This window comes from Rheinheimera tangshanensis, from assembly GCF_014645135.1.
GTDB classification, from domain to species: domain Bacteria; phylum Pseudomonadota; class Gammaproteobacteria; order Enterobacterales; family Alteromonadaceae; genus Pararheinheimera; species Pararheinheimera tangshanensis.
Genome location: NZ_BMLH01000001.1, coordinates 977,467 through 1,000,793 on the forward strand (window position 1 = coordinate 977,467; position 23,327 = coordinate 1,000,793).

The 23,327-nt window shown below is 46.0% G+C and carries 18 protein-coding genes, 4 tRNA genes and 1 other RNA gene; 13 read left to right on the top strand and 10 right to left on the bottom strand.

The window, feature by feature from the left end:
• Nucleotides 1-30 precede the first annotated feature (30 nt).
• Together ligA and IEW88_RS04415 are read left to right on the top strand one after the other, a co-directional pair.
• Complete coding sequence (gene ligA, locus IEW88_RS04410; RefSeq protein ID WP_147904896.1) at nt 31-2,061, top strand: NAD-dependent DNA ligase LigA; 2,031 nt, start codon at nt 31-33, stop codon at nt 2,059-2,061.
• 1 nt (nt 2,062) lies between these two features.
• Complete coding sequence (locus IEW88_RS04415) at nt 2,063-2,518, top strand: DUF2919 family protein (RefSeq protein WP_147904895.1); 456 nt, start codon at nt 2,063-2,065, stop codon at nt 2,516-2,518.
• Nucleotides 2,519-2,525: 7 nt separating this feature from the next.
• Here the strand turns inward: IEW88_RS04415 and IEW88_RS04420 are convergent, their stop codons facing one another.
• From IEW88_RS04420 to IEW88_RS04440, 5 genes are all read right to left on the bottom strand, one after another.
• Nucleotides 2,526-4,142, bottom strand: coding sequence for a response regulator (locus tag IEW88_RS04420; protein ID WP_147904894.1), 1,617 nt, complete (start codon nt 4,140-4,142; stop codon nt 2,526-2,528).
• Nucleotides 4,143-4,511: 369 nt separating this feature from the next.
• A tRNA-Val gene (locus tag IEW88_RS04425) sits at nt 4,512-4,587 on the bottom strand.
• Nucleotides 4,588-4,625: 38 nt separating this feature from the next.
• Nucleotides 4,626-4,701, bottom strand: a tRNA-Val gene (locus IEW88_RS04430).
• Between the two features lie 35 nt (nt 4,702-4,736).
• Nucleotides 4,737-4,812, bottom strand: a tRNA-Val gene (locus IEW88_RS04435).
• Between the two features lie 50 nt (nt 4,813-4,862).
• Nucleotides 4,863-4,938, bottom strand: a tRNA-Val gene (locus IEW88_RS04440).
• Between the two features lie 184 nt (nt 4,939-5,122).
• Between IEW88_RS04440 and gltX the strand changes: the two genes are divergently transcribed.
• Complete coding sequence (gene gltX, locus IEW88_RS04445) at nt 5,123-6,535, top strand: glutamate--tRNA ligase (protein ID WP_147904893.1); 1,413 nt, start codon at nt 5,123-5,125, stop codon at nt 6,533-6,535.
• Nucleotides 6,536-6,649: 114 nt separating this feature from the next.
• Nucleotides 6,650-7,429, top strand: a complete 780-nt coding sequence (locus tag IEW88_RS04450) for a DUF481 domain-containing protein (protein WP_053425536.1) — start codon at nt 6,650-6,652, stop codon at nt 7,427-7,429.
• A gap of 62 nt (nt 7,430-7,491) precedes the next feature.
• Here IEW88_RS04450 and serA read toward each other — a convergent pair whose 3' ends face one another.
• From serA to IEW88_RS04475, 5 genes are all read right to left on the bottom strand, one after another.
• Entirely contained in the window at nt 7,492-8,718 is a 1,227-nt protein-coding gene (serA, locus tag IEW88_RS04455; protein ID WP_147904892.1) for a phosphoglycerate dehydrogenase, read from the bottom strand.
• A 32-nt stretch (nt 8,719-8,750) separates the two neighbouring features.
• Entirely contained in the window at nt 8,751-9,407 is a 657-nt protein-coding gene (rpiA, locus tag IEW88_RS04460) for a ribose-5-phosphate isomerase RpiA (protein ID WP_147904891.1), read from the bottom strand.
• Nucleotides 9,408-9,521: 114 nt separating this feature from the next.
• Entirely contained in the window at nt 9,522-10,112 is a 591-nt protein-coding gene (locus IEW88_RS04465) for a 5-formyltetrahydrofolate cyclo-ligase (RefSeq protein ID WP_147904890.1), read from the bottom strand.
• Between the two features lie 143 nt (nt 10,113-10,255).
• A non-coding RNA gene (gene ssrS, locus IEW88_RS04470) (6S RNA) lies at nt 10,256-10,440 on the bottom strand.
• 26 nt (nt 10,441-10,466) lie between these two features.
• Nucleotides 10,467-10,772, bottom strand: coding sequence for a cell division protein ZapA (locus IEW88_RS04475; protein WP_185148630.1), 306 nt, complete (start codon nt 10,770-10,772; stop codon nt 10,467-10,469).
• 102 nt (nt 10,773-10,874) lie between these two features.
• Here IEW88_RS04475 and IEW88_RS04480 point away from each other — a divergent pair, with 102 nt between their 5' ends.
• The 9 genes from IEW88_RS04480 (at nt 10,875) to IEW88_RS04520 (ending at nt 23,013) form a co-directional block, all read left to right on the top strand.
• Nucleotides 10,875-11,456, top strand: coding sequence for a UPF0149 family protein (locus tag IEW88_RS04480; RefSeq protein WP_053425579.1), 582 nt, complete (start codon nt 10,875-10,877; stop codon nt 11,454-11,456).
• A 12-nt stretch (nt 11,457-11,468) separates the two neighbouring features.
• Nucleotides 11,469-12,782, top strand: a complete 1,314-nt coding sequence (pepP, locus tag IEW88_RS04485) for a Xaa-Pro aminopeptidase (RefSeq protein ID WP_147904888.1) — start codon at nt 11,469-11,471, stop codon at nt 12,780-12,782.
• A 15-nt stretch (nt 12,783-12,797) separates the two neighbouring features.
• Nucleotides 12,798-14,039, top strand: a complete 1,242-nt coding sequence (gene ubiH, locus IEW88_RS04490) for a 2-octaprenyl-6-methoxyphenyl hydroxylase (protein WP_147904887.1) — start codon at nt 12,798-12,800, stop codon at nt 14,037-14,039.
• Between the two features lie 33 nt (nt 14,040-14,072).
• Nucleotides 14,073-15,278 carry an FAD-dependent monooxygenase gene (locus IEW88_RS04495; protein WP_147904886.1) on the top strand — a complete coding sequence of 402 codons (1,206 nt, stop codon included), beginning with the start codon at nt 14,073-14,075 and terminating at the stop codon, nt 15,276-15,278.
• A gap of 344 nt (nt 15,279-15,622) precedes the next feature.
• A complete protein-coding gene (gene gcvT / locus IEW88_RS04500; protein WP_147904885.1) occupies nt 15,623-16,702 on the top strand; it encodes a glycine cleavage system aminomethyltransferase GcvT in 1,080 nt (359 codons plus the stop codon).
• 253 nt (nt 16,703-16,955) lie between these two features.
• Nucleotides 16,956-17,345: a glycine cleavage system protein GcvH gene (gene gcvH, locus IEW88_RS04505; RefSeq protein WP_053425545.1), complete on the top strand. Its 390-nt coding sequence runs from the start codon at nt 16,956-16,958 to the stop codon at nt 17,343-17,345.
• A 227-nt stretch (nt 17,346-17,572) separates the two neighbouring features.
• Entirely contained in the window at nt 17,573-20,464 is a 2,892-nt protein-coding gene (gcvP, locus tag IEW88_RS04510) for an aminomethyl-transferring glycine dehydrogenase (protein WP_147904884.1), read from the top strand.
• A gap of 522 nt (nt 20,465-20,986) precedes the next feature.
• Nucleotides 20,987-21,877 carry a retron St85 family effector protein gene (locus IEW88_RS04515; RefSeq protein ID WP_147904883.1) on the top strand — a complete coding sequence of 297 codons (891 nt, stop codon included), beginning with the start codon at nt 20,987-20,989 and terminating at the stop codon, nt 21,875-21,877.
• A gap of 164 nt (nt 21,878-22,041) precedes the next feature.
• Nucleotides 22,042-23,013, top strand: coding sequence for a retron St85 family RNA-directed DNA polymerase (locus IEW88_RS04520; RefSeq protein ID WP_147904882.1), 972 nt, complete (start codon nt 22,042-22,044; stop codon nt 23,011-23,013).
• Nucleotides 23,014-23,327: the final 314 nt, after the last annotated feature.

The window sequence follows — 23,327 nt, forward strand, 5'->3', positions numbered from 1 at the left end:
TTTCAGAATTTAAGTGTCCGGGTACCTCAAATGAACCAAGCTATCCAACAACGCCTGCAGCAGCTCAAAGACCAACTGGCTTATCACAATCACCAGTATTACGTGCTGGATAACCCCAGTATTCCGGATGCTGATTATGATCAGCTGTTTTTGGAATTAAAGCAGATTGAGCAACAGTACCCAGAACTTATCACACCTGATTCCCCGACCCAACGAGTGGGGGCTGCCCCTTTAAGCAAATTTGGTCAAATCAGCCATCAGGTCGCTATGCTGTCGCTGGATAACGCTTTTGATGCCGACGACTTCGCTGCTTTTTACAAACGTATGGCTGATCGTATCGATGCAAGTAAAGACTTTGAGTTTTGTGCAGAGCCTAAGCTGGATGGTTTAGCCGTCAGTATTCGGTACGAGCACGGCCTGTTGGTGCAGGCTGCCACCCGAGGTGATGGCTTTACCGGCGAAGATATTACTGCCAATGTCAAAACCATCAGAGCTATACCACTAAAGTTACAAGGCGAAGTGCCAGCAGTGTTGGAAGTTCGGGGTGAAGTTTTTATGCCGCTGGCGGGTTTTGAGGCAATGAACGAAAAAGCCAGAGCTTCAGGCGATAAAGTGTTTGCCAACCCTCGTAATGCCGCAGCGGGTAGCTTACGGCAGCTGGATCCAAAGATCACGGCCACTCGTCCTTTGATGTTTTATGCCTATGCGGTAGGAGCAGTGGAAGACACAACTCAGCTCTTAAACGGCAAAAGCCATCATGCCCGTTTGCAACAACTCAAAGCCTGGGGCTTACCAGTGTGTCCGGAAATCCGCCATGTCACTGGTTTGCAAGCCGCTTTGGATTATCAGCAAAGCATTTTAACTAAACGCGCCATTTTGCCTTATGAAATAGACGGTGTAGTGCTGAAGGTCGATGATTTAGCCCAGCAGCAAGCTTTAGGTTTTGTTGCCCGTGCGCCTCGTTGGGCCATAGCTTTTAAATTTCCGGCTCAGGAAAAAACCACCACTTTACTGGATGTCGAGTTTCAGGTCGGTCGTACTGGCTCAATTACGCCTGTTGCCCGTTTAGAGCCTGTAGTGGTTGGCGGCGTGACAGTCAGTAATGCAACTTTGCATAATCAGGATGAAATTAACCGCTTGGGCGTCAAAATAGGCGATACCGTGATAGTGCGCAGGGCAGGAGACGTGATCCCACAAATTGTTTCTGTGGTACAAGAGCAGCGGCCTGAAAGCGCACGTGACATCCTGTTTCCAACCCTTTGCCCTGTCTGTCAGTCCAGCATTGAACGGGTTGAAGGTGAAGCTGTAGCGCGTTGTACGGGCGGCTTATTTTGTGGAGCTCAACAAAAAGAAGCGCTGAAACATTTTGTCTCTCGTAAAGCTATGGATATTGAAGGTTTAGGTGACAAAATTATCGAGCAGCTGGTCGATCAGCAACTGGTGAAAACTCCGGCGGACATTTTCCGCCTGGATATGCCAGCTTTGGTGGGGCTTGAGCGAATGGGCGAAAAGCTGGCGCTTAAATTACTGAAATCTATCGAGGATTCAAAACAAACCACTTTGCCACGTTTTATTTACTCCTTAGGTATTCGTGAAGTAGGGGAAGCGACCGCGCTGAATTTAGCCAGTCATTTTGCTGCTTTGGATGCACTGCAGCAGGCAAGTATTGAACAGCTGTTAGACGTGCCGGATGTTGGAGCTGTAGTGGCAGGTAACATCCAGCATTTTATGGCCGAAGAGCATAACGCAGCCGTCATAGCTCAATTGATTGACGCTGGTATCCACTGGCCTGTGATTGAAAAACAGCAACAAGGCGAACAGCCACTGGCCGGTTTAACACTGGTACTGACCGGAACTTTAGTCAGCATGGGCCGTGATGATGCCAAGGAAAAACTACAACGTTTAGGCGCCAAAGTATCAGGCTCTGTCTCTGCTAAAACTTATGCGGTGATAGCAGGGGACAATGCAGGCTCTAAACTGGCTAAAGCGACAGAGTTGTCTGTCCCCGTCTGGACTGAGCAGCAGATGCTGGATTTGTTTGCACAGCATGGGCTGAACTGAAATGTCACAGTTTTATCCGCTTTTGGATAAGTATGGCCTGACCCGGATACCACTGCGGTTCTACGCCGTGTTGCTGTTATCACTCAGGCCTTACATTCTGTGGATTTTAGTGCTGACTATGCCAGAAGGTGGCGATAAATTACTGGCTGCTGTGTATCCTAAAAGTAATGATTTTTTAACCGCTTGCCTTATCTGTGCACCTCTACTTTTAGTGGTCACAGCCTTGAGTCAGCGTAAAGAGAAAGGGAGTCAGGGCTGGTTTAAAGTATGGCGTCAAAGCCGTTGGATCATGTTAGTTATTGTTGCCACAGATCTGGTGCATAGTTTGACGCACTTACCCAACTATGTGATGCTCAAAGCGCCCTGGCTGCTAATCTCACCCATGTTGTTAGTGCTTAGCTTATGGTGGTTGCTGAAAAATCCTGTGATGAAGCAGGTGGTGACTGAGTGGCCTTAGTGCAGCCTTAAATCGCTATTTTTTGCTGGCTTTGCAGTTGTTGCCAGCGTTTTTGCTGCGCTTCACTCAGTTTGGTTTTGGAAAGCATCACCTCACACTGCAACCTGAGTTGTTCAGTTTGAATGGCAGGATTGATGTTCTCTGTTGAACTTAGTGATTGCAGCAAATTCAGAGCAATACCGACATTACCCGGCATAATATGAAAGGCTTGGATAAAGGCGTCTAACGCCTGATGCCATTGGCCTTTTTCGTACAGTAGTACAGCGTTGTTGTTGAATTCTCTTGGCCCCATAGGCAAGGTTTCACGCTCTTGCAGTTCTTGTTTGAGATAGCTCAGAAATACCGAGTCGACATTTTTCAGCTTATTTTCGTCCTGAGTCAGCTGCCTCAGTAATTCTCTGGAACGGCTTAATAAGCCCACTTCATGCAAAGCTTTGGCTTTATCCAGAATATCTTCGGGACCCAGCTCTCCTTGGGTTTTATCCAGAGTGAGCAACATTTGCTTCGCTTTATCTATTTGATCTTTCAAATAATAAATCCGAGCCTGCACTACGGCTTGTTGTTGTTCTTTCTGTGGCTCAGGGAAGAGTTGGCGCATATTATTTAAGGTCTCATTGGCGACCTTGGATAAGCGGATGATGTGTTCCTCTTCATCGATACTTAAAGCGTAATCAATAGAGGCTCGTGCCAGGTTCAGATACAAATCAGGCTGTTCGTAGATAGAGAAACGGGCAAATCTAAGCAAATCTCTGGCAGCTTTAAATTGTTGCTCGTAGTCATGGGTTAAACGCGACAGGTTCATTAGTTTTTGTTGCCGTAATAAATTACGTGGTGCCATATCTGCCGCTTGTAACAGCTCTGCCTGAGCTTTTTTATACAGATGCTGGCGCAGATGGATCTCAGCTAATAAATCCAGCGCAGCCAGTTTTAAATCAACCTTGTTCAGTAAAGGTTGTAACAAGGCTATCGCTTCAGAAAAGCCTTCCCGCTGAATTAAGCAGCGGGCTAAACCAAGTTTTACCCATTGCAGACTGTCGTGCTGGATCAGGTTGCTGTAAAACTGTTCGCTTTCAGTCCAGCGGCCTGCTTGTTGCAACAGCTCGCCTTTGATTTTCAGCAGCATGTTGTGGTATTTGAGCTGATAACCCTGTTCCAGCCATTGCTCCAGCATTTTCAGTGCCTGCCCGGTTTTGTTTAGATCCATCAAGGTATACAAAGGGCGGAATAATTTTTTACGTTGGACAGTACGATCTATACGGGCTTGTAAGTCTTTAATGGCGTAAGGCTTCACCATAAATTCGTCAGGCTGCAATTCTAAAACGCTATGCACCAGGCTTGGGTTTGTTTCTGCGCTGATAAAAATAAAGCCTGTACTGTGACTAAATAAATTACGAGCTTTTAACTCCTGATACAGCTGATAACCATCTTTGCCATTCAAATTAAAAGAGCAAATAATCAAATCAAAGGTTTTGTCACGGCACTGAGTTAAAGCCACAGCAGAATTTTCAGCATAAATAAAACTGCTATAGCCCAGACTCTCCAGCGCATAACGCAGATAATTCTGAGTTAAAGGCTGTTCATCTACAACCAGTATCCGGACGTCTTTGTTAAGTTTTACTGTCATAGATGAATTAGGTGTTTTTATCATTTGTATCAAATATAGCCATTAAATTGATGAAAATCTCGACTTTTTTCAAATGAATTCAACAGCTAAGGTTTTTCTGATTTAGGAAATTTATAGATAAGTGAAAAAATGGTAAAAACAAAACGTGTGGATTGAATAAAATCAAAGAGTTAACTGGATTCTGTTTTGTAAATAAAGTGCGGTGCTTTCCGAAAGGTTTTTGGTGGATGCTACTGGGTTCGAATCAGTCTGCCTTGGTCTTTTGTGAAGAGTGCGATGTTTTCCGAAAGGTTTTTGGTGGATGCTACTGGGTTCGAACCAGTCTGCCTTGGTCTTTTGTGAAGAGTGCGATGTTTTCCGAAAGGTTTTTGGTGGATGCTACTGGGCTCGAACCAGTGACCCCCGCCTTGTAAGGGCGGTGCTCTCCCAGCTGAGCTAAGCATCCTGGGACTATTCTTTGTTACGCGAAGACATCTGATAAGATGGTGGACGCTACTGGGTTCGAACCAGTGACCCCCGCCTTGTAAGGGCGATGCTCTCCCAGCTGAGCTAAGCGTCCTGGGCATTGTTACTTTTATTCACATTGAAATGTGATGGTGGATGCTACTGGGTTCGAACCAGTGACCCCCGCCTTGTAAGGGCGATGCTCTCCCAGCTGAGCTAAGCATCCTGGGCATAACAACTGACTACAACGATACATCTTAAAGTTTTGATAAAAGATGGTGGATGCTACTGGGATCGAACCAGTGACCCCCGCCTTGTAAGGGCGATGCTCTCCCGGCTGAGCTAAGCATCCATCGTGTGGTCGGCCGTCATTATAGGGGGCACGGTTTTTGTGTCAATAATATTTTTAGCTTTGTGAACCGTATGCTTTAAAAGTAAGCAGTTAAATCTTTTGTCGCATCATAGCTTCTCCCGTGCAATCACGGCTTTGCATTGGTACAATAGCGCCCAATTTTTTGGCCTTCAGTGGATTTTTTATGTCTATAGTTACTCGTTTCGCGCCAAGCCCTACAGGTTATCTGCACGTTGGTGGCGCCCGTACAGCCTTATACAGCTGGCTGCATGCTCGTAAAACCGGCGGTACTTTTATTCTTCGTATTGAAGATACTGATTTAGAGCGTTCAACGCAGGAATCTGTTGATGCCATTTTAGAAGGTATGGAATGGTTAGGTCTGGATTATGACGACGGCCCGTACTACCAAACCAAACGCTTTGATTTATATAAAGAAGTCGTTGCTCAGTTGTTAGCTGAAGGCAAAGCCTACAAATGCTTCTGTACTGTGGAAGAAGTGGACGCCATGCGCGAAGCGCAAATGGCTGCTGGCGAAAAACCGAAATACAACGGTATGTGGCGTGATCGTACCGACCACCCAACAGATAAACCTTATGTCATTCGCTTCAAAAACCCTCAGGATGGGGTGGTGGTGATTGACGATTTAATCAAGGGCCGGATTGAAATTGCGAATGCTGAGCTGGACGATTTAATCATAGCCCGCAGCGACGGTACGCCCACTTATAACCTGACCGTAGTGGTCGACGACTGGAAAATGGGTATTACGCACGTCATTCGTGGTGACGACCATGTCAACAACACTCCACGTCAGATGAATATTCTGGCCGCTTTGGGTGCCGACATTCCTAAGTATGCTCATGTACCTATGATTTTAGGTGACGATGGCAAACGCTTATCCAAACGTCATGGCGCAGTAGGTGTAATGCAATACCGCGAGAACGGTTTCCTGCCAGAAGCTTTGATCAATTATTTAGTGCGTTTAGGCTGGTCTCATGGCGATCAGGAAATTTTCAGCAAAGAAGAATTGGTCCAGCTGTTTGATTTAAGCAACTGTAACCGCGCTCCTTCAGCTTTTAACACCGATAAGCTGATTTGGTTAAACCAGCATTATATGAAAACGCTGGCACCAGACTATGTAGCCAAACATTTAGCCTGGCATGTGGCTGAGCAGAAGCTGGATATCAGCACTGGCCCGGCTTTAGCCGAACTGGTGAAAGTGCAGGCTGAACGGGTGAAAACCTTAAAAGAGCTGGTCGAAGTCAGTCGGTATTTCTACGAAGACTTTAGCGAGTTTGAAGAAAACGCAGCGAAAAAACACTTACGCCCAGTGGCTGCAGAACCTCTGGTTGCTGTTCAGACTAAACTTGCTGAACTGAGCGACTGGTCGGTAGAGGCTTTACATCAAGCTATTAACGATGCAGCTGAGAGCCTGGGTTTAGGCATGGGCAAAGTAGGTATGCCTTTACGTGTAGCTGTCACAGGCGGTGGTAACTCACCAGCTTTGGATGCAACTTTGGCACTGATTGGCAAAGAGCGGGTGTTAAAACGCATCAGCATGGCACTTGAGTACATCAGCAACAGAGCTTCTGAGTCATAAATCGTAGCGGCGACCTTTATGGTCGCCCGTCTTGCGTCAAAATCTGCTTCAGCAAGGCTGCATTCATTTGCAGCTGTCAAAATCGTTTTTATTTTTTAACAAGGGTTATACAAGATGCGTTTAGTAGTCGCATTGTCGGCGGTACTACTGTGTTCAGTAGTCTCTGTGCAAGCACAAGAATTTCAGAAAACACATGGTGAAGAGCAAAGCACTATTCCGCCTTGGGGTGGAGATGTTGAAGTCGGTGTCGTGTTAAGTCGCGGTAATACCGAAGCCACAGCTGTGCGCACCAATGCGGAGTTAAAACATGAGCTGGAGGATTTTCGGAACAAATACTACATCCAGACCTTGTTGCAACGTAACACTCAAACCAACAGTGCTACTGGTGAAAAAGAAGACAACACCACAGGCCAACGGGTTGGTTTGACTGCACAAAGTAACTATAAATTTTTCCGTTCAGACAGCAGTTTATTCGGCCGGGCTGCCTACTTAAACGACCGTTTTGGTGCTTTCCGCGAGCAATCCTCAGTAGCCGTCGGTTATGCCAACAGGTTATACGAAGAAGGTCAGAACTACTTAGACTTCGAAACCGGTCCCGGTATCGCATATGACAGACCGTCCGAAGGTGAAAGTAACTCAGGTATGATTTGGTACGCTGCCGGTAACTTTGAGTATCACTTCTCAGAAACCAGTAAGTTCAAACAAACGCTGGAATACGCTATTTCGTTAGACGGTCATAACACCAGCTATACCAGCCGTAGTGCTATCACAGCACAAATTAATAACGAGCTGGCGCTGCGTTTAAGCCTGAATATTAAATACGATTCAGATGTAGGTGTGGATAAGAAAAGCACAGACTCAGAAACCGCAGCTTCTATCGTCTATTCGTTCTAAAAATAAAATTGGGGTCAGATCACATTGTTAACTGTTAACAATGTGATCTGACCCCAATTTAGTTAGTGCAGGACGCGGGCGCGCAACGTCCCTGGGATCGCCTTTAACTCATTTAAAGCCAGATCGCGATCCTGAGAATCTATATCGATCACCACATAACCAATCTCAGCGTTGGTTTGCAGATACTGACCCGAAATGTTGATGCCGTGTTTAGCGAAGGCTTCGTTGATTTTGGTCAGCATACCAGGCTGGTTTTTGTGGATATGCAGTAAACGTGAACGGCCTTTGTGCTCAGGCAGTGAAACTTCAGGGAAATTCACTGCAGACAAAGTCGAACCGTTGTCGCTGTATTTCACCATCTTGCCTGCTACTTCAAAACCTATATTCTCCTGCGCTTCCTGGGTAGAACCGCCAATATGTGGCGTCAGGATCACATTGTCGAATTCGCGCAGCGGGCTGATAAATTCTTCATCATTGCTGGTCGGTTCTACAGGGAATACGTCTATCGCCGCACCGGCCAGTTTTTTTGCTTTCATCACGGCCGCTAAAGCGTCAATATCGACCACAGTGCCGCGTGAAGCGTTGATCAAAATGCTGCCTTGTTTCATCAGATCTAATTCAGCTTCGCCGATCATATTTTTGGTCTGAGCGGTTTCAGGCACGTGCAAAGTCACTACGTCTGAGGTTTTCAGCAAAGTACCAAAATCGACTTGTGTGGCATTACCTAACACCAGCTTGTCTTCGATATCGTAAAACTGCACACGCATACCAATGTTTTCCGCCATGATGCTCAGCTGAGTACCAATATGGCCGTAACCTATAATGCCTAAGGTTTTACCACGGGCTTCAAAGGACTGAGTTGCAGTTTTTTGCCATTCACCACGGTGGGCTGCCGCATTACGCTCCGGAATACCACGCAGCAACATAATGATTTGACCTAATACCAGCTCAGCTACAGAGCGGGTGTTAGAGAAAGGCGCGTTGAATACCGGAATACCACGCATTAAAGCCGCGTCTAAATCGACCTGATTAGTACCGATACAGAAGCAACCCACAGCGGCCAGTTTCGTAGCCGCATCCAGCACTTTTTCGGTCAGTTGGGTGCGTGAGCGAATACCAATAAAATGCACATCACGGATTTTTTCAATCAGTTCAGCTTCATCCAAAGAGGTTTTTAAATACTCAATGTTGCTGTAGCCCTGATTCTTAAAGCTTTGCACCGCACTTTGGTGCAAACCTTCCAGTAACAGGATCTTGATCTTGTCTTTGGGCAGCGAAAATTTTTCCATTTTACTTCTCTTTAAAGTGTTGCAATTTAAATTCAGTTTAAGACCTGTGTGCCTTCGGCCGTACCGACCAGAACTATATCTGCCGCACGACGGGCAAAAATACCGTTGGTGACTACGCCGACCAGGTTGTTTATTTGTTGTTCTAATTCTTCTGGCTCTGTAATGCTAAGGCCATGCACATCTAAAATGATATTACCGTTGTCAGTCACTACGTTTTGACGCCACACCGGGCGACCACCCAATTTTTCCAGCTCGCGCGCTACATAAGCGCGAGCCATAGGAATGACTTCTACAGGTAAAGGGAATTTGCCGAGTACATCCACTTGTTTGGTTTGATCGACAATACAGACAAACTTTTCAGCCACAGCTGCGACAATTTTTTCACGGGTAAGCGCAGCGCCACCGCCTTTAATCATATGCTTTCGCGGATTAATTTCGTCTGCGCCATCGACGTACACAGCAAAACTTTCCACTTCGTTTAAATCCAGCACGGTAATGCCTAAAGCACGCATTTTTTCAGTCGATTGCACTGAACTGGAAACCGCCCCTTTGATCTGATCTTTGATGGTAGCGAGCGCGTCAATAAAGTGATTAACGGTAGAACCTGTGCCTACACCGACAATAGTGCCAGCTGTTACGTAATCTAAAGCTGCCCAGGCAGCGGCTTTTTTCATCTGATCTTGAGTCATTGGGGTACCGTTTTTGTTTTACTGCGTTTAGCCATACAGACGGATAGTAGCCGAAAAGGGGGATCGGGCAAAAGGGGCAAAAGGCAAAAGAGCTGAAAGAATTTTAGTATTTACTTATCGTTCACTAAAAGTACGAAAACGGCTGGGAGTGCAAATGAAGGGTAGAGGAATATCCCAAGCTTCGACGGGTACTGATTCCACTTGCTGGCAATCATGGGCTAAGCCAATCAGCTGTGGTTTTGTGGCAGCAGAATCTAACTGACTTAAGGTTCTGTCATAAAAGCCGCCACCCATGCCCAAACGTTGGCCTTGCAGATCAAAAGCTACTAAAGGTGTAAAGATTAGATCCAACTGGCTGACAGGGCAAAGCAGACTGCAATTCAGCTCTGGCTCGCCAATACCGAACTGATTGGGTTGTAACAAAGTCGTTGGGGTATAAAGCTGAAACACCAGATAACCAGGCACGACAGGATGCAATAACGGCAGGTACAAGTTTTTGCCTTGCTGCCACAAGGCCTGAATAAGAGGCATGGTATCCAGCTCACCATCATTGGTCAGGTATAAAGCTATGTGCTGAGCTTGCTGTACTTCAGGGCGAGGCAGTAACTGCTTTACTAAATCCAGACTGGCCTGGTGCTGCTGCTCTGCAGATAAAGAACGGCGCAAATGACGAACATGGCTGCGAAGCTGTTGGCGTGAAGTCAAAACACTAAACCTGAGATTTTAAAAATAAACCGGACTATAAAACAGAAAGGGTGAGCTGCAAAGCTGCAGTTTTAAGACTGTCTCTATGATTGAGCTGAGGGAGTGAAGCCATCAAAGCTGCGGCTTCAAGAACGAGGGATAAAATTGTCTCCGAATTGCCGTGTCAAGTATCAGCCCTTGAACCTAAGGTTCAAGGCGGGAGTCAGTTTGTCACCGTAGGCTTCTCGGTACGAGCCGAGCCTGCACAAAAGCAACAAGAAGGAGCCCCTAAAGTAAAACAATTATCGGCTCAGGGACATCTACCTAATCACTGACAACTCAGAGAACGAACTCAGTATAACACCAGCTTTTTGATTATTCCGCCTTCTTTTTCACTTCGACGAGCTCATTGCATAAATTTAGAGCAATCATCAGCAAAACGTCCTCATTCATATGCACGCCTGGTTTGAATTTTGTACTGGCGACTCGTTGTTCCAGTTCATCAATGGCCGCTTGCAGCCGTTGTTCTTCACCTAAAGGACAGGAAACTTTCAGCACACGGCCTAAAACTGAAATCGTCAGTTGCTTAGGTTTTGCACTGGCGGCAGGTTTTACTACAGGTTTTTTCACTACAGCTTCAGCCGGAGGTGGGTCAACGGGACGAAATTTACGTAAATGCATGATAGTTCCCTTAGGCCTGCGATTGGGGCGTCCATCTGTTGGCGGGTAGAACCAGCAAATGGTAGGATAGCTGCCTTGAAAAGTCGCTTGGGCCGAAAAATTATGACGACAGAAATTTTTAAATCTTACGATCACTGGACCAGTTTGCTGGATCAATCTTACCTGATGGCGTCGGCCGCCGAAGTACATGGCTTGATCGCAGGTTTGCTAAGTGGTGGTGTGAGCGCAGAACCGGCGAAGATTTTACCAGTTCTGCATGACTTCTTAAATGATGGACAAGCCTTATCTGCCCCTGTTAAAGCAGATATTTCTGATTTAATTATGCAAACGTCTGAATCTTTGGCACAGACCGACTATTCCTTCGCGTTATTGCTGCCGGGCGACGACGATTCCTTGCCGGAACGTCTCGAAGCTATGGTCGAATGGACCCAGTCTTTTTTGGTCGGTTTTGCTATTCAACAGAACGATTTATCCATTTGTTCGGCTGAAGTAAAAGATGCGATAGAAGAGCTGACCGAAATTACCAAAATTGACGTATTTGCCATAGATGACAACAGCGCCGAGAGTAACGAAGAGTCGTACTTTTTAGTGCTGGAGCATATTCGTTTGCTGGTGCTGACTTGCTTTAACGAAGTAGGGCTGAAATTCAGCAAAAACGAAGTTCAGAATAAAACTTTGCATTAAGAGCCTTTCGCAATGAATTTGAGTCTCCATCAAAACAGACGTGAGCGCTTGCTTACATTTATCTCAAACAACAGCGTAGTGTTGGTGCCAGCTGCAGTGGAATTAACCCGCAGCCGCGACACCGAATATCCTTTTCGTCAGGACAGCGACTTCTTTTATCTGACAGGTTTTAACGAACCCGATGCGCTTTTGATCTTAAGCAAAGACAATTCTGGACAGACTGCTAGTCTGTTGCTGTGCCGCCCTAAGGACCAGTTGGCTGAAATCTGGCAAGGCCGCCGTTTAGGGCCAGAGCAAGCCAAAGCTGTATTGGGTTTGGATGCTTTGCCTGTTGCAGAGCTGGATACAGAGCTTTTAAAAGCACTGAATCAAAAAACTACGCTTTATTATGCGCAGGGCACTTACGCAGAATTTGACGCTAAAGTAGCAGCTACCTTAGCCACCTTAAGGCGTTACCCTAAACGGGGCTACGTGGCACCGACAGTGCAGCAGGATTTACGGCCTGTCACAGCCGAAATGCGTTTGTTTAAAGATCAAGACGAAATTCATCAGATGCGCCAGGCCGGTTATATCAGTGCCAAAGCGCATAAAAGAGCGATGCAAGCTGCCAAAGCTGGTGTGTGGGAGTATCAGCTTGAAGCCCATATCCTGCATGAGTTTGCTATGCATGGTGCACGTTTCGCTGGCTACAACACCATTGTGGGTGCTGGTGAAAACGGCTGTATTTTGCATTACACCGACAATAGCTGTCAGCTCAAAGACGGTGATTTAGTGTTGATTGACGCTGGCGCTGAGTATCAGGGCTATACGGCCGATATTACCCGTACTTTCCCGGTTAGCGGTAAGTTCAGCCCGGAACAGGCTGCGTTATATCAGGTGGTACTGAATGCTCAGTACGCTGCTTGTGCAAAGGTAAAACCTGGCAATAAGTTTAAAGATGCGCTCGACGCAGCTTGTTTAGAGCTAACTAAAGGCTTATTGGAGTTAGGCATTTTACAAGGCGATCTGGAGCAGCTAGTAAAAGACAACGCCTGCAAAACCTATTTTATCCATGGCTTAGGCCACTGGTTAGGTTTGGATGTACATGATGTTGGTGCTTACAAAGTTGCTGGTGAAGAGCGGCCTTTTGCACCGGGCATGATCTTAACCATAGAGCCGGGTTTATATATCCCCACAGGGTCGCCTTGTGATCCGAAGTGGTGGGGCCTGGCTGTACGGATTGAAGATGATTTGCTGGTCACAGCACAAGGGCACGACAACTTAACAGACTTAGTGCCGAAAGAAATCGCCGAAATCGAAGCCTTAATGGCGCAGGGCCACAGCTAACAACAGGATTGATGGATGTCAGACACTCACAGTGCAGAACAAGCTTTGGATCTGGTGATCGCAGGCGGTGGTATGGCCGGATCACTGCTGGCTTATGTGCTGCTGAGTCAAAACCCTGCATTAAAGCTGGCTATTGTTGAACAAAGTCCTGTGCTTGGTAATGACGAGCAGCCCTCCAAAGTCAGCTTCGATAGCCGTAGCATAGCGCTGGCCCATGGCAGTGTGGAGCTACTGCAGCAATGGGGCTTATGGCAGGATTTAAAGCAAAGCGGCTGCGCTATTGAGCATATTCAGATTTCCGACCGTGGTCATTTTGGTAAAACCTACTTAAATGCTACCGATCATCAGTTATCCGCTTTAGGCCAGGTGATTGAAGTCGAAGCCATAGGCGAAGTGCTCTGGCAAAAACTTAAGCACTTCACAACACAAGGCCGTTTAAGCTGGTTTTACAAGGACGCTATTAGCGCCTTAAATCCAACCACAGAGTTACAGCACATCAGCCTGAAAAGTGGTGCGCAACTGCAAAGCAAGTTACTGGTGATAGCTGAGGGCGGTTTATCTCCAAGCCGCACTTTAGCGGGTTTTGAGCTGAAGTCGGATGATTATCAGCAGCATGCGCTGATTGCCAATATAGGCTTAGCCGACTCGCATCAACACAAAGCTTTTGAGCGTTTTACCCCAACAGGGCCACTGGCTTTATTGCCGTTAACCAGGCAGCGGTATTCGCTGGTCTGGACTTTAACGCCAGAACAAGCAGCACAGCATTTAAACCAAAGCGACGCAGAGTTTTTAGCCGCTTTGCAGCAAGCCGCAGGCCACAGGGCAGGGGTATTTAAATCTGTCGGTCAGCGGGTGGTTTATCCGTTGAGTTTAAAACGGGCCACTGAAGCGGCGCGCCATCGCACTCTGTTACTCGGTAATAGTTTGCATAATCTGCACCCTATAGCAGGCCAGGGTTTTAATCTGGCCATTCGGGATATTTTTAGTTTAAGTCTGCTTTTGCAAAAACATCAGACGGATGTGGGTTGTTATCAATTAACCAAAGCTTATCAGCAGGCGCGTTTACCTGATATGCAACAAGTGATTTTGTATACCGACTCCTTGGTTCGGCTATTTTCCAATTCATCCCGCCTGATGGCGCTTGGCCGTAACACAGGCTTGTTTGGGTTAAACCTTTGTCCTGATTTAAAACAAGTTGTGGCTAACCAGGCCATGGGACTGAATTCTATTCGCCAGTTAAAGGCGCTTTTGACTTAAAAAAAGAACCTTCGCCTAAAAAAGAGATCACCAATGGTCGAAAATGATATTTGTATAGTAGGTGCAGGCAGTGCAGGTTTAACCCTGGCGCTGTTGCTGGCCGACTCACCGCTTAAAATTGCTGTGCTGGATAAAGACCCGGCGCCAGAGCTGGTCGCTCCCAGCTTAAAGCGGGTGAGCGCACTGAATCAGGCATCAAAACGCTTATTGAGTCAGTTGGGCGTTTGGCAGGATTTAACCTCAGCTGCGCCATATACCGATATGAAAGTATGGGAAGCCGATAGTTTTGGCCGTATCGAGTTTTCTGCGCTGGAACAAGGCTGTGATGAGCTCGGCTGGATGGTCGACAACGAACAGCTGCGTGCCGTGCTTTACCGCAAACTAAAAAGCAAAGCCAATGTCAGTTGCTTGTTTCAAAGCCGCATTCTAACTATCAGCAATAGCGAACAACAAAACCTGCTGACGCTTGAAGGCCAAAGCCCAATCCTCTGCAAACTGCTGGTGGCAGCCGATGGCGCTAACTCCTTTGTCCGTCAGCAACTACAGATGCCTATCGCCTTTTGGGATTACCAGCATCAGGCCTTAGTAGCACAAGTTCGTACCACACAACCGCATCAAAGCTGCGCCCGTCAGGTATTTTTACCCACAGGCCCGCTGGCCTTATTGCCATTGGCCGACCCGAATCTGGTTTCTATTGTCTGGAGTACCAGCCCGGAGCAGGCCGCTGAATTACAAGCCATGCCCGCCGATCAGTTTAATAAAGCTTTAACAGCAGCCAGTAATTCTGTGCTGGGTTTGTTGCAGCTTGAATCGGACATCAACAGCTACCCGCTAAAAATGCGTTATGCCAGCGAATGGGTATTGAATAAAACCGTGCTGGTGGCCGACGCTGCTCACACCATTCACCCGCTGGCGGGGCAGGGCATGAACCTAGGTTTAATGGACGTTGCCGCATTAGCAGAACTAATAGGTCAGCAAATTAACGCGCAAAAACCTATTAACGAGCAACGTATGCTGCGAAATTACGAGCGCTGGCGCAAAGCCGAAGCTCAAACTCTGATCGCCGCTATGGAAGCCTTTAAACAAGGCTTTGGCCGCCAAAACCCGCTGCTGAAATTAGTGCGCGGTGTGGGAATGTCGCTGACCGACAAACTACCTTTCGTAAAACAAAAAATAATGGCAGCGGCTTTGGGTGATTCTGGCGATCTTCCTTTAAAAGCAAGACCTGCAGCCAAGTGACAGGCTGTTAAAAGATCTAAAATTGCAGGGTTGTTGGCTACAACTCTGCTATTCGCATTATTAAATCTAATCCAAAAGGGGCTGTTGGCCTCTGGTGCCATCGGTTATAATCCACTTCATCTTAAAAATGTCATCCGGTTATAAGCAGATTTCTGTGACCAACTGATGACAGCAAGTCTGAGTGTTTGAAGTTGCATAACGCGGCCTGAAAGCTCCAGCGGCACAGGCCAGAATTTAACGTCTGCTTTGGCAGCGGTACCTAAGTAGTTTGAAGTTACAGCGAGATTGCAAAGTCAATAAAGCTGTAGCCTCAAATACGACGGTAAAAACTGGGAAAAATACAGATGGCCCAAAAAACAGTATTATTCGCAAAGCATGTAGAATGTGGCGCAAAGATGGTGGACTTTCACGGCTGGGATATGCCGCTGAACTACGGTTCACAACTTGAAGAACACCACAATGTCCGCCAGGACGCTGGTATGTTCGACGTCTCTCACATGACTATCGTTGACCTGCAAGGGCCAAACACCCGTAACTTCCTGCGTTATTTACTTGCCAACGACGTCAACAAACTGACTGTGTCAGGCAAAGCCTTATACAGCGGCATGTTAAACGAAGCCGGTGGCGTGATTGACGACTTAATAGTGTATTTCCTTGCAGAAGACTTCTTCCGTTTAGTCGTCAACTCAGCCACCCGCGAAAAAGACTTAGCCTGGATCAACCAGCAAGCCGCAGCTTATAACGTCACTGTAACCGAACGCCCAGAGTTCGCCATGATTGCAGTGCAAGGCCCACAAGCCAAAGCCAAAGTAGCCACCTTATTAACAGAAGAGCAAAAAGCAGCTGTTGCTGGTATGAAGCCATTTTTTGGTGTTCAGGCCGGTTCTTTGTTTATTGCAACCACTGGCTACACAGGCGAAGACGGTTATGAAATCTCTTTACCTAACGAAGAAGCCGCTGACTTCTGGCAAAAACTGCTGGACGCTGGTGTAAAACCAGCTGGTTTAGGCGCTCGTGACACCTTACGTTTAGAAGCAGGTATGAACCTGTATGGTCAGGATATGGACGAAACTGTATCTCCGCTGGCAGCCAACATGGGCTGGACTATTGCGTGGGAACCAAGCGACCGTAACTTTATTGGCCGTGCTGCTTTAGAACAGCAAAAAGCCGCCGGCACTATGAAGCTGGTAGGTTTAGTGATGGAACAAAAAGGCGTATTACGTCACGGCCAAAAAGTTGTGACTGAAGGCGGCGAAGGCGAAATCACTTCTGGTACTTTCTCTCCTACTTTAGGTTTCAGTATCGCAATGGCCCGTGTACCAGCTTCGACTGGCGACACAGCTGAAGTGGATATCCGCGGCAAACTGGTTCAGGTGAAAGTCGTAAAACCTAACTTTGTTCGTATGGGTAAAAAAGTAATTTAATACACCGGTCGTACTTGAAGCTGCGGCTTTGTGGACTGCGCCATGTCGCCGCCCCGCAACTTCAAGGTACTAGGGTATAAATACAGCGGCTTGTTTTGTCTGAAGCTTTAGTGGCTAAAAAATAAACAAACAAGGCGAGCCGTCATAAGCTTGCGGCAAAAGCATAGCTTCGCTATGTTGTTTGCCAGAGTCAGTTTGTAGACTGGCTGCAATTAAACAGCACATAAGCACAACAGCACCAAGGAATATAACAATGAGCAACATCCCTAACGAATTAAAGTACGCCCCGTCACACGAGTGGGTTCGTGACGAAGGCAACGGCGTTTTCACCGTAGGTATTTCTGAGCACGCTCAGGACCTGTTAGGTGACATGGTATTTGTTGAATTACCAGAGGTGGGTGACACTGTTGCTCAGGGTGACGACGTCGCTGTAGCTGAGTCTGTAAAAGCAGCATCAGACATCTACGCTCCGGTATCTGGCGAAATCGTTGCAGTCAACGATGCATTAAACGACTCACCAGAGCTGGTGAACAGCGCGCCATACGGTGACGGCTGGATGTTCAAAATCAAGATTTCTGACGAATCTGAACTGGCAGGCTTATTAGACGCCGCTGGTTATCAGAACGTTGTTGATTCTGAATAAGTAGATTCAAAACAACTATAAAAGCCCTGTCTGCACAGGGCTTTTAATTACCCGTAGTATTTGAAGTTGCAGCCTGAAGGATTGCACTGAAAATACTAAGGGTACGTAAACCAAGGTTAGGCGGGGTTTCATACCCCCAACAGGGATTTTACTTACAGCTGGGCCAAAACCCGCTGCTGTGCGTAAAGATCCAGCATATTGTTAAGACCATTTAGGAACTTCAAGGTATGACCACTTCAGCTGTGAAAACCCTGTCGCAACTTGCGAACAACCAGGAATTTATACAACGCCACATAGGCCCGGACGCTAACGAAACAGCAGCTATGCTGGCTGAATTAGGCGTAAGCAGCATGGAAGAGCTGATCGCACAAACTGTGCCTGCTTCCATTCGCCTGCCAAAGCCATTGGCGACTGGTGAAGCCACAACTGAAGCGGACGCTCTGGCGTACTTAAAAGCGGCTGCGAATAAAAACAAAATGTTCAAAAGCTACATTGGTATGGGCTACCACCCAACGCTGACACCAAACGTTATTTTACGTAACGTGTTAGAAAACCCGGGTTGGTACACTGCCTACACGCCATACCAGCCGGAAATTGCTCAGGGCCGTTTAGAAGCTCTGCTGAACTTCCAACAAATTTCTTTAGATTTAACAGGCATGGAGCTGGCATCAGCTTCATTACTGGACGAAGCCACTGCAGCTGCTGAAGCTATGGCGCTGGCTAAACGTGTAGCAAAAAGCAAAGCCAATACCTATTTCATTGCTGACGACGTACACCCACAAACCATTGACGTAGTGCGTACCCGTGCGGAAATGTTTGGTTTTGACGTGATCATTGGTAAAGCCACTGACGCAGTGAACCACGACGTATTTGGTGCTTTATTACAGTACCCTTCTACGACGGGTGAAGTGCGTAACGACAGCGGCTTAATTGCTGCGCTGCAGGCGAAAAAAGCCGTAGTAGCGGTAGCAGCCGACATGATGAGCTTATTGTTATTAAAATCGCCAGGCGAATTAGGCGCAGATGTAGTATTAGGTTCTGCCCAGCGTTTTGGTGTGCCTATGGCTTTTGGTGGCCCACACTCAGCCTTTTTCGCGACTCGTGACGATTACAAACGTTCTATGCCAGGCCGTATCATAGGTGTGTCGAAAGACCGCCGTGGTAATCAGGCGCTGCGTATGGCAATGCAAACCCGTGAACAACATATCCGTCGTGAAAAAGCCAACTCCAACATCTGTACTGCACAGGTGTTACTGGCAAACATGGCGTCTTTCTTTGCTGTGTACCACGGCCCGGAAGGACTGAAAAACATTGCTGAACGTATTCACCGTTCTGCTGACGTATTTGCAGCTGGCCTGCAAGCCAAAGGCGTTTCATTAGTACACAACACCTGGTTCGACACTGTTACTTTTAAAGTTACAGATCGCGCCGCTGTTGTAGCACGCGCTATCGCCGCTGAAGTGAACTTACGTACTGATATCGCAGACAGCTTAAGCGTAAGCTTTAACGAACTGACCTCTGCTGCTGATATCGCTCAGCTGTTTGACATCGTATTAGGCGCTGGCCATGGCTTAGACGTCACTAAGTTAGACGCTGACATCGTAGCTAAAGGCTCAAACTCTATTCCTGCTGATTTGGTTCGTACTTCCAAGTACTTAACGCACCCGGTATTTAACCAATACCACAGTGAAACTGAAATGCTGCGTTATATCAAAAAGCTGGAAAACAAAGACTTAGCACTGAACCACTCAATGATTTCTTTAGGTTCGTGCACCATGAAGTTAAACGCCACAGCCGAAATGATCCCGGTCACATGGCCAGAATTTGGTTCCTTGCACCCGTTCGTGCCACGCGACCAGGCTGAAGGTTACTACGACATGATTGGCGAGCTGGCCAACTGGTTAGTAGAGATCACAGGCTACGACGCCGTGTCTATGCAACCAAACTCAGGCGCTCAGGGCGAATACGCCGGTATGATCGCCATTCGTAAATACCACGAAAGCCGCGGCGATTCACACCGTAACGTGTGTTTAATTCCTGTGTCTGCGCACGGTACTAACCCTGCAACAGCAGCTATGGCTTGCTTTGAAGTAGTACTGGTAGACTGCGACAAGAGCGGTAACATCGACATGGCTGACTTAAAAGCCAAAGCCGAAGCTGTATCCGACAAGTTAGCCGCCATTATGGTGACTTACCCATCCACACACGGTGTGTTTGAAGAGTCTATCCGTGAGCTATGTGACATAGTGCACGCGCACGGTGGCCAGGTGTATATGGACGGCGCCAACATGAACGCTCAGGTAGGTATTACTTCTCCTGGCTTTATCGGTGCTGACGTATCGCATTTAAACCTGCACAAAACCTTCTGTATTCCTCACGGCGGTGGCGGCCCGGGTATGGGTCCTATAGGTGTTAAGAAACAATTGGCTCCGTTTATGCCAAACCACGCTGTCGTTAAAATTGAAGGCACTGGCGCAAATAACGGCGCAGTATCTGCAGCTCCATTTGGTAGCGCAGGCATTCTGCCAATCAGCTGGATGTACATCAAAATGATGGGCGGCGACGGTTTACGTCAAGCCACTGAAATGGCGATTTTAAGTGCTAACTACATGGCGAAAAAACTGGGTGACTTGTTCCCAGTGCTGTACGTAGGTACTAATGGCCGCGTAGCGCACGAATGTATTATCGACATGCGTCCATTAAAAGAAAAAACCGGCGTCACCGAAATGGACATCGCCAAACGTTTAATGGACTACGGCTTCCACGCCCCAACTATGTCATTCCCGGTAGCCGGCACGCTGATGATCGAGCCTACTGAGTCTGAGAGCAAAGTAGAGCTGGACAAATTTATCACCGCCATGACCTCTATCCGCAATGAAATTGCCAGGGTAGAAGCAGGGGAGTGGACTGCAGACAACAACCCACTGCATTTTGCGCCTCACACCATGGAAGATATTTTCGACCCAAGCTGGGACCGCCCATACGAGCGTCAGTACGCAGCATTCCCTGCACAGTACGTGGCAGAAAACAAATTCTGGCCAACAGTCACCCGTATCGACGACGTATACGGCGACCGCAACCTGATGTGTGCATGCCCTAGCCCGGAAGATTATAGGTAATTGAAAGGGGTCAGATCCAACACCGCGCAGCGGTTTGGCTTTGACCCCAGTTTGCCAACTGCGGTCGGATTTATCTGAGTGCAGATGGTAGATGGCTAGTGATTGATTTACTTTGAAACCCGCCCTTTGAAGCGGGTTTTTTGTTTTGAGGATTCATAGCAACAATGTTAACTGTCATATTGCCAATACAAATCGTCTGTTTACACCTAAACCAAAATTAATAGCTGCGTATCGCTTAACATTTAACTTGGTAAAGTTGTCTAGAAATCAGTTACTTATTGGAATGGGTTCTAATATCTACAAGTTGAGTAATCTCGTTGTCAAAATTGGTAATTTGTTTTAGTCTGAGTCCAAAGTTATCTAACGTCCAAGCATGCTTTAAAAAGCAAAATAATCTGCTGCGCTAGTTCATTGACTCACTGACTAAGTTTATAGATGAATTATGATTCGATGAGCAACGGCCTGTTGATGACGTAAAGTGGTGTTAAAACGCATAGTTGCCGGAAGGGGATTTTTGTATCAATGCAGAAAAATCTGAGAGATAACGAAATGGCTGAAATAGCTAAGATCGTTAAAGAAACAATATTCATTCCTAGAAATCAAAAAAAAGTAACGGTATTCCTTTGCGGTGCAGATATAAAAGATGAAAGTACATCACGATCTAAAATGGCAGCTGTTTTCAGTGACTATCCTAGATACGAAATCTTATATCCTGAAGACTTATTTGATGATTTATTAGCTGGTCAGGGCCAGCACAGTTTGCTTAAGCTCGAAAATATTTTAGCTGACAGTGTAGATGCAATCGTTCTATTTCCTGAAAGTCCAGGCTCGTTTGCTGAATTGGGGGCATTTTCTAACAATGAAAATCTAGCAAGAAAAATGATTGTGCTATCCAATAAGAAGTATAAAAGTAACAAGAGTTTTATTAACTATGGCCCCAATAGGCTTATTCGCTTATCTAAAACTGGCAAAGTTATAAATATTAGTTATGACGATTTAGATGATTCTGTAGAAAAGCATAAGATTTATAGAAAAGTAAATGATTACATATCTAAGATAAAGAAAACGCACCCAGTTAAAGCTGATGTTACTAATATTCTAGAAGTTGAAAATTTTATTTTACCCTGTATATACCTCATTGATGAAGTTAATAATATAGCCTTATATCAATTGATTGAATGTGCGACATCTCATGACAAAGTGCTGTGCGAAATTGCAACGAAGTCGTCTCTTGGGAGATTGACTGCGCAGAGATTAATTATGCGAACTCCTTTGGGGTATAGGGTAACGACTTCAGGCGCTGAATATGTGCGTAATACTTTTAAAGCTCAATGTTTAGATAAAGCTCGAATCGAGCTTCTTAATTCTCAAAATCGTAGAAATGCGCGGGTTAAGTATGATAGAGTCAAATGAGGCGCACACCTTTAGCGAGTGGGTCAAGTACTCACTGGGTAGTGTTTCGCTATCCTGCACTAAATCCAGAAGCATGCCGTATATAAATATGCTGCACAATCATCGCTCGATGATTGCACCGCATTTTTATATCCGATTCTTTAGACGTAAAGGTGTTGCGCCTAATGTCCAATAAATCATATATATACCGGCTAAAAAATCTTGGTTTGCCTGCCATTGAATCAATAGATGATTTGGCTGATGCATGTAGACTATCGCTAGGAAAGGTGAAGTATTTATCTTACCGTACAGAATATCTGTATAAAGTTTTTTGTATTCCAAAAAAAACTGGTAAAACAAGAACAATTTCTCAGCCTAATAGAGAATTAAAAGCTCTGCAAGCTTGGGTTTTAAGAAATATACTAGACAAACTTTCATCTTCTGAACATTCAAAAGGGTTCGATAAAGGAGCATCTATTTTAGATAATGCGTCTCCACATGTTGGTGCTAACTATATATTGACGATAGATTTAGAAGACTTTTTTTCGAACGTTAAAGCATCACATGTGTACAAAATTTTTCATTCAATAGGCTATAACGATAAGATTAGTGCGATATTGACCAATATTTGCACTTTCAAAGGCGCACTTCCTCAGGGCGCACCCACTTCTCCTAAGTTAGCTAATTTGGTTTGTGCCAAGTTGGATTCAAGACTCCACGGCTACGCTGGACCAAAAGGAATCGTTTATACACGATATGCTGATGACTTAACTCTATCAGGGCAAACTCCACAAAAAATTTATAAGGCTAGTCAGTTTATAGGTACGGTTATATCTGATGAGGGCTTTTCTGTTAATAAAGCAAAGACTAATATTTGTGGTACACAAAAGCAAAAGAAGGTAACAGGTTTAGTTGTTTCGGAGCATCATGCAGGTATTGGCCGACAAAAATATCGCGAAATTAGGAGTAAAATTCATTATCTTTTTGAGGGGAAGAGCAACGATTTTCATCAAGTAAATGGGCTGCTAGCTTTTACATATTCTGTAGACAGAAAATCTTATAAAAGAATTTATAGTTACGTAAACAAATTAAAATTGAGATATTCCGGTTCAGAAGCATCAAAAAAAATAGCCGCAGAAATAGGTATAAAAGCATGATTGTATGGTCTGGCTTAGTTTTTAGCTGTACTTTGAAAAAGTCTACTTGATTTTTCACAACCAAAGAGTAATTATCGGAACGCTCAGTTTGTAGAAACTGAGGTGTATCACAAGCTGTCAAGTGCTATCTGAACCAGTAACTGGAAGATAAGCTGCTTGAAGCTATGGCAGGTGCTTACTAGACTCATGTCGAACACTCCTGACACAACGATATTGTAAATCATATCTGACATTCGTGGCCCAGTGTTTTCAGCACTGCGAATGCGTATTTAATACGTGTGTTAAGCCCGGATAGGGAACTGGAAGGCCACAAT